A 13,833-nucleotide genomic window follows, 5' to 3' on the forward strand; every position below is an offset into this window, starting at 1 on the left:
CTCTATGATTTCCTTATATATCTGTGTGTTCGATATCTTACTTGAGATAAATTCGAGAAACTTTGCTGTTTCAGCTTTTAGCATTATTTCTTTTCCGGACTGCCACGTTTCAGCAGCATCTATTAACCGTCTAAAATCAGCGCAGGGCCCGGTTTTGGCCCATAATGCTGCAGAAGTCTTTGACGTTACATCTCCCCTTATCACTGTGTAAAAGTACGGCAAAGGGTCAGAATCGTATAAGAGTGCTGTTGAGGGCTACTCAGCCATTCTGAATCATTTATTTTAGGTTGCCATTCTTTAAGGAAATCTCTAACGCATGCTTTTTTTACTTCTTCGATATTAATCTCATTAATAAGAGAGGCAGAATTTGGGCCAATTAGGGGTAATCCATGCTTATAGAGTAAATAGAGGTTAATAATCCACTCATTACCATAATGGGCTTCCTCATAAAAGCACCCCTCATTTATGTAAGGGCGTGGCTCAGTTGGGGGACTGATACAAGAAAGCATTTTATAAGGAATTTAAGAGCACTCAATACGTTGTGACCATTTTTTATTCTCTTTTTCTATCTCACGATGCATGAGCTTAAGGGCTTCAAGATGCTGAGCAGAAGGAAAAGTTTTAGTGATTGCTACTAAATCAATGTCGCTCTTATCAGGATGGAAATCATCATATGATAAGGAACCAGTAAGATAAAGTCCTATTAGGTTGTCCGTTAAGATATGTGAAATCTCTGCGGTTAACACGGCTAATATCTTGTTGACCTCGTCATGCATCATAATACTTCTTCTACAAATAAAATCCATGATATAGGTAAGACCCGTAAGTGTATAAATTATTAAAGATTCAAGGAAAAATTGTGAAAACTTGCTCTACGTTAGATATAGAATGCTATAGCATTACTGAAGATCAATTACCATCATAATGAATTTATGAGAGATCAAAATAAAGATCAATTTAGGATCATTTTGATCTTTTCTTGCAAATTCTTAAGAGAAAAGACTCAGGATTTCACGTTATTATCACCTGAGTGGCTTATTTAAGAAGAAAGAAAAAACTCAATAGTCATATCCCTCCATCGTTCCTTACAATATTAATCGCCTTAAAGGGAATTCTTAATGCTAAAACTCAATTAATCAGCCAATTCTGTTATCCTTAAAAGCTTTTTTGTTGACTCATGAAAGGCAATGTTTAATTCTTAAAATAAGGTTAAATTTTTAATAAAGAGGTAAGAATATGGTTCGTACCCTACTGACCGGTTTAGCTGTTTCTGTTAGTTGTCTAGGTGTAGGTCATGCTTTTGGTGGAGCTTATTTAGGCGTGGACTTGGGGATTGGCCATGCATCCATCCAACATAAATATAGTGATGTTACCGGTAGCGGCAAAGTTACGAAAGCCACCACTGGCGCCGTTTATGGTGCACATGCTGGGTATTTATATGAAATTGGCACCTCGAAGACTATTGTTGGGGGGGAGCTTTATGGCAATACGTCGAGTCCTACCCCGTCTTTTAGCGTTGGTACGGATAACTTTGCGGTGCAAGGCGAAGTTAAAATTAAGCGTACTATGGCTGTGGGCGGAGCTCTGGTTGTTGGAAAAATGTTCAACCTTAAAACGATGCTGTATGGACGTTTAGCCTATGAGTTTGCCACTTTTGAGCATCGTTATAGTTTTAGAACTACTTCAATTATTCCTCAATTTGCAGGTAAGAGTCTTAAAAAGAATACGAGTATTGGCGGGGCGGTTATGGGGCTAGGGTTAGCTTATAAAGTAAGCCGCATGATGATGGCAGGGGCTGAATATCAGTTTGCTGGAATGTATGGACGCCATAAGTCGGTTGGTCAAGCTAACTTTAAGACGGAAATCGAGCCGGTTGAGCATCGGTTGCTGCTAAAGGTATCTTTTGTCTTCGGCTGATACAGTTGCCATTGGCAAATTTTATTGCTCTTCTCTATCAGGGGGGCTTAAAAAGCCCCCACGGAATGCCTGTTTTCTAGTTAAGACTTCCTTTAAGAAGTAATATCATTGGAGCCCTTTCATCCCTCTTAACTGATGAATTAAAAAAGAAAAGGCTATTTACCAGCTTTTTTCAAGCTGCACTTAGGAGGGGGCCGTGAGAAGATCAACTCGGACTTGTGGGGGAGGAGGACAGATACCTAGGCGCAAACGTTTGATGGATATTTGTAAATGTCAGGGCCTTTTTGAATGAGCGAAAGCTTGTTGTAGGAGGAGTTTGGAAGCTAGATAAGATCCCTTAATAGAGAGAATAAAAAAACCTCCCATAAAGGGAGGTATAATTTTTTTTCGACCAATTAACGCTTGGAGAATTGGAAACGACGACGGGCTTTTGCCAAACCGTACTTCTTACGTTCAACAACACGGCTGTCGCGGGTTAAGAATCCACCAGCTTTCAGAACAGGACGCAATTCTGGTTCAAAGAAGGTAAGGGCGCGGCTGATACCATGGCGCAATGCACCAGCTTGTCCAGATAATCCGCCACCTTTAATAGTGCACCATACGTCGTATTGGGCAATACGGTTGGAGGCACCAAACGGTTGTTGAATAATCATGCGTAGCACAGGACGCGCGAAATAGGTGTTAACGTCACGATTGTTAACGATGATCTTACCGCTACCTGGCTTGATCCATACACGGGCAATCGCATTTTTACGCTTACCAGTTGCATAGGAACGGCCCTTGGCATCAATTTTCTGCTTTGGTAAAACTTTTTCTTGAGGTGCTGCTGGAGATTGGGAAACAGCAGACTTTAAGTCTTCTAGACCAATTTTATCTGTAGGGCGTACCACGATTAGATGCTCCTCGAATTTTTACGGTTCATAGATGCAACGTCTAAAACTTCAGGGTTTTGTGCTGCATGGGGGTGTTCAGCTCCAGCATAAACACGTAGGTTGCTCATGATCTGGCGGCCTAAAGGTCCGCGAGGTACCATGCGCTCAACAGCTTTTTGAATAACGCGCTCTGGATGCTTACCCTTAATAATCTGACCAATAGTTCTTTCTTTGATTCCGCCTGCGTATCCGGTATGCCAGAAGAATTTCTTTTGATCTAGCTTGTCCCCAGTTAGGTGAACTTTTTCAGCATTGATAATGATAACGTTATCGCCACAATCTACATGTGGTGTGTAGGATGGCTTATGCTTACCGCGAAGACGGTTGGCAACCAGAGAAGCAAGACGACCAAGAACTAAATCTTGAGCATCAATTAGAACCCATTTCTTTTTGACTTCACTGGGTTTAATTGACAATGTACGCATGACATTAACCCTTTTATTAAAAACTAAACTGTACTCAATAAACCACATTCTTCAGGCAGCGTCAAGAAAATCATTGCGGTATTATAGCACCGCATAAAATTGAGAAGTATAGAGTTAAACGCAGAAAGATAAACTTTTATTCAGCAGGGCAGGGGGCAATAATTACGCTGGCCAAATGTCGCCTGAGAGAGCTAAAAAAGACGCCAGACAATGCCTTGGCGCCAACAGTTTTAGATTCTAAGCTAAGGGCTTAGCTCTTTTGATTGCTTGGTTGTGGTTTCCCATAAAGGGCTTGATCAACAGCGTCAATAACTTTATTGGTACAGCGTATGCCCCCATAGCCTCCCAGGCCGGCGCCCACAAAAGGAGAGGCCACGGTTCCAATCGCAAAATCGAGGATAGGATGATCGCTTGGGGTACCTCCAAAATAGCCCCCTTGCATTTGCCGTGTAAAGCTATAGGATAACCCTCCTGCTGATGCCAAAGCGGTGCCGACCACTAGACCTGCTGCGCCCCCAATAGTTCCAGATACGCTTCCTAAGGCAATCTTAGTACTAACTCGAGCTACTTTGCGCGTACCCCCTAAAACTTTCCATAATAATCTGGAGGTTGCTGCTTCGTTAAGATCTGAGGTAGGCTCCTTACCTTTATTTATAGACGGGGCTTTATTTTGATGCTGAGCTTTCTTATTCTTACGAGCTTCTGCCTTAAGTAGTTCTGGATGATTAGCTTTCACCCACGCTATGAATTTGTTCTCTTGATCCCGAGAGATTACAATCACAGGCTTAATATCAGAGAAACGATGAATATCATTACTTAGCTGTGTAAGTTGAATGCACAAATTGTTTGCATCTGTGAAGCTAACAACTTTTGGGCCATTGAAAAACTGTTCAGGTAGACTTAAAGCCGGGGAAGAGGAGGATGATGAAGGGCTTTCCATCCACACTTCTGAGGTGATGTCGGGATAACGAGCATGAAGGTGACCGTTGAAAGCACGGATCCATTGATTAGGTAAAATTATCCAAGGCGTAAGCGATTCTTTTTCACCTTCTAAACGCAGATCAAATTTCACATAGCCAAATTGTTGATCTTGATGCTTTTGTTCATGGTGCTCTTTTACAGCAGCCATGGTTTCTTTTATTCTTTTCTCTTCCTCTACTTCCATAGCCGATAAGGGGATAGGGAGCATGCTGAGGAATAAGCTTAAAATAAGAGGCTGCGGCTTAAATTGTTTTAGCATTTTCATCCTTATAATCCTGAAAAATGTTGTTAACCGTATCTAGGTTACAATATGGATAATATTTTTGTTAAATTTTTTTTAATTTTTCTTATTTTTTTGAGGATTTTCTTTACTTTATAGGCTTGTGTATAAGCGTTTAAATAGCCAAGTATTTGTTTTAAGTAAAAAATATTTTTATAAGTCTGAAAAAAAATACGGGACGGAATTTTCTTGCCCATAGGAGTGTTAGTTTGGTATTAATCAATAATATTTTACTAGATTGGTTTATAACCTAGCTAGCTAGATTGAAATGAATTTAACTAACCATTAACGGTGGTTCATGACACAAACAACACAAGTGACAGAAGAAATAATGAATTCTTCACCTTCGGTCACAGACCAAAAACTTAATAACGATCAACTCTATCGTTATTGGCAAATACGTATCCTTTATTCTTTGACGTTTGGATATGCTGCCTTTTATCTGGTCCGGCAAAATTTCAATTTCGCTATTCCGGTATTGGTATCGGAGTATGGCTATACGCGCACCGAGTTGGGGTACATAACTGCAATCTGGCAGATCGTATATGGTGTCGGTAAATTTGTTAATGGTTATATTAGTGATCGCTCAAATGCTCGACGATTTATGAGTTTAGGGCTGTTGGGCTCTGCTCTAACTTGCCTGGCTATGGGCTTTGGGACAGGGTACTGGTTCTTTACGGCTATTTGGGCTGTAAACGCCTGGGTCCAATCAATGGGATGGCCGCCGGTGGCAAAATTGTTGCCCCGCTGGTTTTCCCCTACAGAATTAGGCACTGTCTGGGGAATTACCAATGTATCCCATCAAATTGGCGGAGCAATTATTGCTTGCTTGTCAGGATTTTTAATTCCGCTGTGTGGATGGCAAAGCTTATTTATTCTCCCCTCTCTATTTGCACTTTTAATGGGATGCTTTTTATATGAGCGCCTTCGTGATACACCGCAATCTTTAGGGTTAGACTCCATTGAGGTTCATCGTGGCCTGATTAAAAAAGAGGAAGAGTTAGCCGAGCAGGAAGAAGATGTTTCACCTTTGGAGGTGATGCGCCGCCTGGTTAAGAGCAAAAACTTGTGGTACGTTTGTTTAGGAAATATGTTCCTGTACATTGTCCGTATGGGGGTGTTAACCTGGGCGCCAACCTTTCTCAAGGAAAGCAAAGGAGCAGAGTTTGTGACTTCAGGGTTGCAAGTTGCAGCTTTTGATATTGCAGGAATGGTCGGAGGTATTGCGGCCGGATGGTTGTCAGACAGAGTTTTTAAAGGTCGCCGGGGTCCTGTCAGCTTTTTCTTTATGGTTGCTTTAGTTTTTGCTTTGGTCTATTTTTGGACTATTCCGGCTGGACATCATTATCTCAATGCAATTGCTATGGTCTTTGTCGGGTTCTTCGTTTATGGTCCTCAAGTGCTTGTAGGAGTCGCGGCCGCTGACTTTGCCTCAAAGAAAACTGTCGGAATGGCGGTAGGAGTTACGGGTACCTTTGCCTACCTTGGTAGTGCCTTAAGTGGAATTGTTGTTGGTTGGTTGGCTGATAATTATGGCTGGAATGCTGGATTCATCTTCTTTATAGCGGCAGCTATTTTATCTTGTGTCTGCTTTGCAATGACGTGGTCTGCCAGAGCAGCAATTTTAGAGAAAGCAAAAATTTAGTTTTTGTGTTGGTGTAATTGTAAAAATTCGTTAAGATAAGTATATTATGAAACAAGAAGCACATGCATTTAATCTCGTGAATCCCTCTCAACTTAGCTTTAGAGCGCCTAAGACTATTGTTCTGGTCGGTTTAATGGGAGCTGGTAAGACGAGCATTGGTCGGCGTTTAGCCAAACGACTGGACGTCGAATTCTTTGATTCCGATCATGAAGTTGAAGTTGCAGCAGGTTGCCCGATCAAGGAAATCTTTAATATATATGGTGAAGATGCTTTCCGTGTTGGGGAATACCGTGTGATCAATCGCCTTCTTGATCAGCAAACCCATGTCTTAGCTACGGGTGGTGGCTCCTTTATGGAAGAGAAGACGAGAGAGGTCATTAAACAGAAAGCAATCTCTGTTTGGTTAAAAGCGGATCTTGAGACGTTGGTGGCGCGGGTGTCTCGTCGTACGGACCGCCCGCTTTTAGAAGACGCCGAAGCTCATCATGACGTATTAAGTCAGTTGATTGCTGAGCGCTATCCTGTCTATGAAGGGGCTGATGTGATCGTCGATACTTATGATGAGCCTACGAATACGACGGTCGATCGTGTCATTGTCTCTCTGGCTGAATACATTCGGGATCGTTTTCCTAAAGATTATGTCTTAAAATCCATATAGGTTAGTCGGTATTACTATTAATGGTACGCTAAGGCTGGAAGGGCAACTTTCCAGCCTTCATTAATTTTTGATGTAGGGAAGCTATTATTACTGTTTTATTAAATTATAATCTCACCTCAACAACCTTTTGCTGCTTGCTTTAGGGGAGTAGGGGCGTTTGCTGATAAACTGCTCAGTAATTTATTTTCTTCTAACAATTCATTTAAGTAATCCAAATCTTAATTGATCTAGCTTTTACTGTTACCTCAGTGTTTAAACTTTCTAAAAAATTAAAGGAGAAGTGAGTTTGTAGTAATGGGTCTACAGAAAGATTGTGTTGACTTTAACTATATTAATTCATATATACCTGAGAAGAGTAATTCGAGGTCTTCTTATAATTTAATCAGGTGTGAAGTAAAAATGCGAATCTTATCATCCCTCCTTTGGTCTTTAATGACGCTAAAAGCTGGAGCAAGTGAAATCACTATCAATAACTATGATAAAGAAATTTATTGCCCTGTAAAAACAGTCGTACGATCCTAGCCTTTTCCGTCAGCGAACTCTTGATTTCTTGGAAAAATATATGCAGGAGAACAGTCAGCAACTGTGGTATGAAGATAAAAGTGGACAAAAATCCTTTACGCTCTATGTTCTCAACACATCTTCCCTTCAGGATCAATATTCCACAAAAACCATGAATGAAATCTATCAGGATGAAAGGGTTCTCTATTTGACCCAAGAAGGCTTGAAGAAATACCAAGTATTCTATGCTCAAGGCAAGCTATATGATATGCATCACCTTCCTTATCAGTCGAGAGTGCCTTTTAATGCCTCTGCAGGAAATGGAGATATGATCGTGATGGATTCATTAGGTAACCTATTTATCCATCCAAAAGTAAGAGGGGTTATGCACCATTCCTCATTTTTTAGTGCTGCCCCTTTATCATTTGCGGGGATTTGTTCGGTAGAAAGAGGGAGTATTAACAAGCTTCTCACCTATAGTGGTCATTATGCGCCTAGTAACAAAGAGTCAGAAAATCTGAATGCAATGTTATCTCTCAATCCTCTTTGCCAAGCTCTTTACAAAAAGGTCCAAAAAAACAATAGGGATTATCTAGTTTATGATAGTGGATTTTGCGAAAAGTGGCAGCATTATCAAGGGATTCTCTGCGACCTTAAAGGATATGATAATAGGGCTCAAGAATACTATAGGTTCCGTCTTATTGATGTCTATCAAGGGGCTTTGTTGAAAGAGACACAATTGCGGCTGCCGCCTGGCTATAGACCTCAACAAATTAGTAAAGAAGCAAATGGATTTGCTGTGTTGATAGAAAAACAGAAGCAACAAACTTATCAAAAAAAATATAAAGTTCTAGCCTTGGATGAGAATGGAACATTTAATCAGATGTTTAAAATTAAAGGCAGGAGGATTGTCTCAATTTTTGGAGGGGCGGGGGAGTCAAAAAGTACTGCAATCGTCTCCAATGAGGAAGAAGGCAGACTTTTTACAATCCTTGATATTCGCCAAGGCGAGGCGGTAAAGCAATTCCCTATCCACGGGTCTGGTCTTCTCTCTGTTTTCGAGGGGCAGCTTATTAAAGAAAACGATTTTGAAGATAATCAAGAAGAAGGAGGCTCTATAACTTTTTATAATAGCGAAAACGGTAATCTTATCACAAAGCTACCTACTATTGTGTTTCCTCATGTTTGTTATGTAGACGGTAGAGCCTTTTATAAAGAGGATGAGACTACATTTGTGGGGTATAATCTAAAGGATCAGACTATCTTTATGCGGGAGAAGATTGGAAAAGATGCTCTTAAAAGTTTTTCAACTTATTCCTTGACTGATAATTCATGGCTACTCATTAGCAAGGATAAAAATAAAGGAATAACAGCCTATTTGTTAGAGAGGAATAAACTGCGAGAACGATGGTCATTTCATCCAAAACAGTCCTTATTTGATCTAGTAAGTATTAACTTTGATGAAAGAAGTAAAAAGCTATGGGGCATCCATGACGATCTTAACGGGCACCATATTTATAAGTGGGATGCAATTTCGGGAGAACTTGAATTCGAGGATACTCTTCAGCTTTCTCGGGCGGCACAAATTATGGCTTTTCATCCCAATGGAACACCGATCATTCAAACGCACCATTACTAAGCTAGGCGCAGATTTGAGCGCCTAAACATATCTCCTCTCACTAGTATGAAATTTTAAGAGCAAGCCTTGCTGTGACTTGTAAGAGGAGGAAATTGTTTCCTGTCTGAATGATAGGAGCACTAAAGAGAATAAGGACAGTACTATGATAGTGGAGGAGAGAAGCTCAGCATGGTATTATTAAGATGTCCTCAAATAAGATTATATTAAACATGCTGAGGAAGAATGGAAATTATTGCAAGCTAAGCTAGAATGGATCGCAGAAAAGGCCTGTCATAAATGAAAGCCTTATCTGAGATTTGCCATAGATTTAAATATATTCAACTTTTAAAATTGAGTAAGCTTTACTGCCACCCGGCGTGGTGACTTCAACCATATCGTCAACGCTTTTGCCAATCAGGGCCCGGGCTAACGGAGATGTGATCGAGATGCGTCCTTGGCGGATATCTGACTCATCGCCGCCTACAATTTGATAGGTATGGTTTTCTTCAGTGTCTTCGTCTATCAATGTAACCGTTGCTCCGAACTTGATGTCACTTCCAGATAATTTAGAGACATCAATAATTTCGGCACGGCTTATTTTATCTTCAAGTTCTAAAATGCGTCCTTCAATAAAACCTTGGCGCTCCTTGGCTGCATGGTATTCTGCATTTGATAGGTCTCCGTGTTCGCGAGCTTCTGCGATCGCACGAATAACCTCTTGGCGATCAATATGCTTGAGGTTTTTAAGTTCCTCTTGCAGGCGATCATAACCCTGTTGGGTCATAGGTATTTTCTTATCCATGTGTACAACTTAGCCTCAAGTAATTTGAATAATAGTTCATATAGGATGTTTATGGATATTGTCAACCGGAAAACTTACAAAATAATATAAAAATTTCCTTGGTCTACAAAAACTTAGATTTAATTATAGCCAACACAAAAGTAAATTTCTACAAAGATTTATAAAATTTTTCACCCTTACCTCACGGAAGAAAAAGGTTAGCTTACCTTAATTTCTTTTCTCTTAATACATGATAAAAAAATAATTTCAAGACTATTTTTTTGAATTTAGTTGTGAAATGATAACACAAGATTTAGTGGTTGTGTTTCAGTAAGAATCTACATTTAGTGCAAAAGGGGTAAGTTAATGAAAATACGTCGTCTGTATACTACAGCGGGAAAAAGTCCATATGAAGGCGTGGATTTCACGACAACAAGCAGTGAGATTCGCAATCCAGATGGGTCGGTTGTTTACCGTCAAGAAGGGATTGAGGTTCCGGCTTCATGGTCACAAGTAGCGTGTGATGTGCTTGCACAAAAATACTTTCGCAAAGCTGGGGTTCCCGATAAAACAGTTGCAGTGAAAGAGGAGGGGGTGCCTGAATGGCTTTGGCGCCGCGAAGCTACCACCGACGCCCAGTTCGGATCTGAACGCACCTCAATGCAAGTTTTTGATCGCTTAGCTGGTGCTTGGACCTATTGGGGATGGAAAGGCGAGTATTTTGATTCTGAAGCTGATGCCCAAGCTTTTTATGATGAAACCCGCTATATGTTATGCACGCAGATGGTAGCCCCTAATTCGCCACAGTGGTTTAATACAGGGCTTCACTGGGCCTATGGAATTAATGGACCAGCCCAAGGGCATTATTATGTGGATCATAAAACTGGTGAGTTAAAGAAATCCTCTAATGCTTATGAGCATCCTCAGCCCCATGCTTGTTTTATTCAGAGCATTGATGATGACTTAGTGAGTGAAGGGGGCATTATGGACCTGTGGGTCCGCGAGGCGCGCCTTTTCAAATATGGCTCAGGAACGGGTACCAATTTCTCTAATCTACGCGGCTCTGGTGAGCCTTTATCTGGCGGCGGACGTTCGTCAGGTCTGATGAGCTTTTTGAGAATTGGAGATCGCTCAGCAGGGGCAATTAAATCAGGAGGGACTACACGCCGTGCGGCTAAAATGGTTATCGTTGATATCGATCACCCTGATATTGAAGAATTTGTTAATTGGAAAGTGGTGGAAGAACAAAAAGTTGCAGCCTTAGTCACCGGATCTAAAAATAATAAGCTGCACTTAGGTATGGTGATGGAAGCCTGCCACACCCAAGCTGTATCAGGTGCCGATCGTTTTGACCCGCAAACTAATCCAGAGTTAAAAAGTGCTATCCGGGCAGCACGGACAGCTATGGTGCCGGATAACTATATACGCCGCGTGATCCAGATGGCTAAGATGGGCCATAATCAGTTGGATATTGCTGTCTATGACACCGATTGGGATTCAGAAGCTTATTTAACAGTTTCTGGACAGAACTCCAACAACAGTGTGCGTTTAACCAATGAATTTTTGACAGCTGTTGAGCAAGATAAGGAATGGAATCTTATCCGTCGTACCGATGGTTCAGTGCATAAAACTTTAAAGGCTCAGGACTTATGGGACCGGATTGGTTATGCTGCCTGGGCGTCAGCTGACCCGGGAGTTCAATTTGATACAACAATTAATGAATGGCATACTTGTCCCGCGAGTGGGCGCATTAATGGCTCCAATCCTTGTTCCGAGTATATGTTTCTTGATGATACTGCTTGTAACCTTGCTTCTTTGAACCTCGCGACCTTCTGTCCCGATAAAACATTTAATATAGAAAGTTACGAACACGCCATTACCATTTGGACGATTATCCTAGAGATCTCCGTGATGATGGCCCAGTTCCCCTCTAAAGAAATTGCTGAGAGGTCATATGTGTTCCGAACTCTAGGCTTAGGCTATGCCAACGTCGGCGGTTTATTGATGGCACTCGGAATTCCTTATGATAGCAAAGAAGCGCGCGCTATTGCTGGAGCCTTAGCGGCAATTATGACTGGCGTTTCCTATGCCACCTCCGCCCAAATGGCTAAGGAGCAAGGCGTATTTCCAGGTTATGAGCAGAATAAATCTCATATGTTGCGAGTCATGCGCAACCACCGCCGGGCGGCTCATGGAGACGCCAAAGGGTATGAGGGATTAACCATTCTGCCAGTCACCTTGAAAGCCAAAGATTCTCCCTATCCAGAGCTAATTAAAGCGGCCAAGGAGGCCTGGGATAAGGCGGTGGCCTTGGGAGAGAAGTACGGTTACCGTAATGCTCAAACAACAGTTATTGCTCCTACAGGAACAATTGGTCTTGTTATGGATTGCGATACAACCGGGGTGGAACCCGACTTTGCCTTAGTTAAGTTTAAAAAGCTTGCAGGCGGCGGTTACTTTAAAATTATTAATCGCATGGCCCCCCGAGCCTTAGCAGTATTGGGATACTCGGCTGAACAGATCGAAGAGATTTCTCAATATGCCGTTGGCCATGGAACTCTTGAAAATGCGCCTGGGATTAACTTTGACGTTTTAAAGGCTAAAGGATTTACTGAAGAAGCATTAGCAAAGCTGCAAGAAGCATTAAAATCAGCGTTCGACATTAAATTTGCCTTCAATAAATATACCTTTGGCGAAGAATTCTGCCGTGATGTTTTGGGCTTTAAGGAAGATCAGCTTAATGATTTCAATTTTGATATGCTGACTGCCCTTGGCTTCAATAAGCAGGAAATTGACCAAGCTAATTTGTATTGTTGTGGTACTATGACTCTTGAAGGGGCACCGCATCTAAGGCTTGAGCATTTGCCAGTCTTTGATTGCGCTAATCCATGCGGTAAGATTGGTAAGCGTTTCTTGTCCATAGATAGTCATATTGAGATGATGGCTGCAGTGCAACCTTTCATTTCCGGCGCCATCTCCAAGACCATTAATATGCCAAACTCTGCCAGCATTGAGGATTGTAAGGAATCTTATATGAAATCTTGGAAGTTATGTTTGAAGGCTAACGCTTTATACCGGGATGGTTCTAAATTATCGCAACCTCTTAACTCAGCCCTGATTGAGGAAGAAGAGGTCGAAGACTTTATCAACCAAGCGGCGGCAACTAAGGCACAATTTGTGGCTGAAAAAGTCATCGAGAAAGTCGTGGAAAAGGTTATTCATGCCTCGCAGCGGCGTAAACTTCCTGCCCGCCGTGATGGCTATACTCAAAAGGCATCCGTGGGCGGCCACAAGATTTACTTGCGGACTGGAAACTATGAGGATGGGACCCTTGGCGAAATCTTTATTGATATGCATAAAGAAGGCGCTGCGTTCCGCTCCTTGATGCATAGCTTTGCCATGTCCATTTCCATTGGCTTGCAGTATGGGGTGCCGTTAGAAGAATATGTTGAAGCCTTTACCTTTACCCGCTTTGAACCCTCTGGTTTGGTGGAAGGAAATGATGCTATTAAAATGGCGACCTCCTTGCTTGACTATATCTTCCGCGAGCTAGCTGTGCGTTACTTAGGACGGTATGACTTAGCCCATGTTAAGCCAGAAGACTTGTTGCCTGATACTATTGGTGAGCTGGAGGAATATCAGCAAAATCTGGTGGCGGACCGGCCAGTGCAAATTTCTGAAACTCAAACGGTGGCGTCAAGCAACCTTTATATTCTAAAGCCAACGGCTGAGATGCGTGCTACCGGCACTACCGGCCGCAGCAGTGGCGTTTCTGTCCGTGCCGAGCGTTTGCAACAAGCTCGCTTGCAGGGATATGAAGGGGATGCGTGTGGGGAATGCGGAAACTTTACTATGGTCCGTAATGGCACATGTCTAAAATGCAATACTTGTGGGTCAACCAGCGGTTGCTCCTAAGCAGCTTTTTCAATAAATCCTTGAAGAAGGGCACCGGCAACGGTGCCTTTTTTGTTGCTTGAACAAAATTTTCTAAGAGAGAATGTTCTATTTTTATTTGTTTATACTGAAGGGTTGTCATTGTTAACTTTTAAGGTAAAATCATCTGCAAAAAGATCTAAGTAAAAAATGTTGTTAAGC

The 13,833-nt window shown here is 41.8% G+C and carries 10 protein-coding genes; 5 read left to right on the forward strand and 5 right to left on the reverse strand.

What is annotated here, in order from left to right; all coding sequences use genetic code 11:
- Positions 1–521 precede the first annotated feature (521 nt).
- Entirely contained in the window at positions 522–779 is a 258-nt protein-coding gene (locus HMO_RS0100295) for a nucleotidyltransferase domain-containing protein (protein WP_175282074.1), read from the reverse strand.
- Between the two features lie 457 nt (positions 780–1,236).
- Here HMO_RS0100295 and HMO_RS0100300 point away from each other — a divergent pair, with 457 nt between their 5' ends.
- Complete coding sequence (locus tag HMO_RS0100300) at positions 1,237–1,917, forward strand: hypothetical protein (RefSeq protein ID WP_010297077.1); 681 nt, start codon at positions 1,237–1,239, stop codon at positions 1,915–1,917.
- Between the two features lie 395 nt (positions 1,918–2,312).
- Here HMO_RS0100300 and rpsI read toward each other — a convergent pair whose 3' ends face one another.
- The 3 genes from rpsI to HMO_RS0100315 form a co-directional block, all read right to left on the reverse strand.
- Positions 2,313–2,807 carry a 30S ribosomal protein S9 gene (gene rpsI / locus HMO_RS0100305; RefSeq protein WP_010297081.1) on the reverse strand — a complete coding sequence of 165 codons (495 nt, stop codon included), beginning with the start codon at positions 2,805–2,807 and terminating at the stop codon, positions 2,313–2,315.
- Positions 2,808–2,809: 2 nt separating this feature from the next.
- Positions 2,810–3,274 (reverse strand): 50S ribosomal protein L13, encoded by a 465-nt coding sequence (gene rplM, locus HMO_RS0100310; RefSeq protein ID WP_010297085.1) that lies wholly within the window; start codon positions 3,272–3,274, stop codon positions 2,810–2,812.
- A 250-nt stretch (positions 3,275–3,524) separates the two neighbouring features.
- Complete coding sequence (locus tag HMO_RS0100315) at positions 3,525–4,514, reverse strand: hypothetical protein (protein ID WP_010297088.1); 990 nt, start codon at positions 4,512–4,514, stop codon at positions 3,525–3,527.
- 319 nt (positions 4,515–4,833) lie between these two features.
- Here HMO_RS0100315 and HMO_RS0100325 point away from each other — a divergent pair, with 319 nt between their 5' ends.
- The 3 genes from HMO_RS0100325 (at position 4,834) to HMO_RS0100335 (ending at position 8,978) form a co-directional block, all read left to right on the forward strand.
- A complete protein-coding gene (locus HMO_RS0100325) occupies positions 4,834–6,180 on the forward strand; it encodes an MFS transporter (RefSeq protein ID WP_083821212.1) in 1,347 nt (448 codons plus the stop codon).
- A gap of 46 nt (positions 6,181–6,226) precedes the next feature.
- Entirely contained in the window at positions 6,227–6,838 is a 612-nt protein-coding gene (locus HMO_RS0100330) for a shikimate kinase (RefSeq protein WP_010297097.1), read from the forward strand.
- 562 nt (positions 6,839–7,400) lie between these two features.
- Positions 7,401–8,978 (forward strand): hypothetical protein, encoded by a 1,578-nt coding sequence (locus HMO_RS0100335; protein ID WP_010297100.1) that lies wholly within the window; start codon positions 7,401–7,403, stop codon positions 8,976–8,978.
- Between the two features lie 307 nt (positions 8,979–9,285).
- Here the strand turns inward: HMO_RS0100335 and greA are convergent, their stop codons facing one another.
- Positions 9,286–9,759 carry a transcription elongation factor GreA gene (greA, locus tag HMO_RS0100340; RefSeq protein WP_010297103.1) on the reverse strand — a complete coding sequence of 158 codons (474 nt, stop codon included), beginning with the start codon at positions 9,757–9,759 and terminating at the stop codon, positions 9,286–9,288.
- Between the two features lie 345 nt (positions 9,760–10,104).
- Here greA and HMO_RS0100345 point away from each other — a divergent pair, with 345 nt between their 5' ends.
- Entirely contained in the window at positions 10,105–13,653 is a 3,549-nt protein-coding gene (locus HMO_RS0100345) for a vitamin B12-dependent ribonucleotide reductase (protein WP_010297106.1), read from the forward strand.
- Positions 13,654–13,833 lie beyond the last annotated feature (180 nt).

It is taken from the genome of Candidatus Odyssella thessalonicensis L13 (assembly GCF_000190415.1).
GTDB classification, from domain to species: domain Bacteria; phylum Pseudomonadota; class Alphaproteobacteria; order Paracaedibacterales; family Paracaedibacteraceae; genus Paracaedibacter; species Paracaedibacter thessalonicensis.